The organism is Nocardia amamiensis NBRC 102102 (genome assembly GCF_001612745.1).
Taxonomy (GTDB): domain Bacteria; phylum Actinomycetota; class Actinomycetes; order Mycobacteriales; family Mycobacteriaceae; genus Nocardia; species Nocardia amamiensis.
In genome coordinates this window covers 1-576 of sequence record NZ_BDBA01000478.1, presented here as the reverse complement: position 1 = coordinate 576, position 576 = coordinate 1, and the positions used below count along the sequence as shown (strand labels likewise).

The following is a 576-nucleotide window of genomic DNA, read 5'->3' as shown; positions in this document are numbered from 1 at the left end:
CGAGCGCGAGCAATAATATTCCGCTGGCGGTGCGGTTGAGCGGTGCGTTGGACGTGGCTGCGCTGCGCGCGGCGATCGGGGATCTGGTGGCGCGGCATGAGGTGTTGCGCACCAGTTATCCGGAGCACGACGGTGTGGGTAGCCAACGGGTGCATGCGGTTTCGGAGCCGGGTGTGGTGCCGGAGCTGCCCGTTATGGAGCTCGCCGAAGCCGAGATCCTCGAGGCCACAGCGGCGGTGGTGGGTGAAGGTTTCGATGTCACGGCAGCCCCGCCGATCCGGTTGCGTCTGCTGCGCCTGAGCGAGACCGAGCACGTGCTGGTGTGCGTGGTGCACCACATCGCTGGGGACGGTTCATCGATGCTGCCGTTGACCGCGGATTTGATGACCGCGTATTCGGCTCGTGTGGGAGGCGCGGCTCCGGGGTGGGAGCCGTTGCCGTTGCAGTATGCGGATTTCACGTTGTGGCAACGCGAAACCCTCGGCGAGGAGAACGATCCGGATTCGATTCTGGCTCGTCAGATCGGGTTCTGGCGTAACCGGTTGGCGGACCTGCCGGAGAAGCTGGATTTGCCTG

Annotated in this window: 1 protein-coding gene; it reads left to right on the top strand. The window is 64.9% G+C overall.

Going from position 1 to position 576, the window contains the following annotated elements; translation table 11 throughout:
- A partial coding sequence (locus tag NA4_RS38505) for a condensation domain-containing protein (RefSeq protein WP_157129611.1) occupies positions 1–576 on the top strand: 576 nt, incomplete at both ends.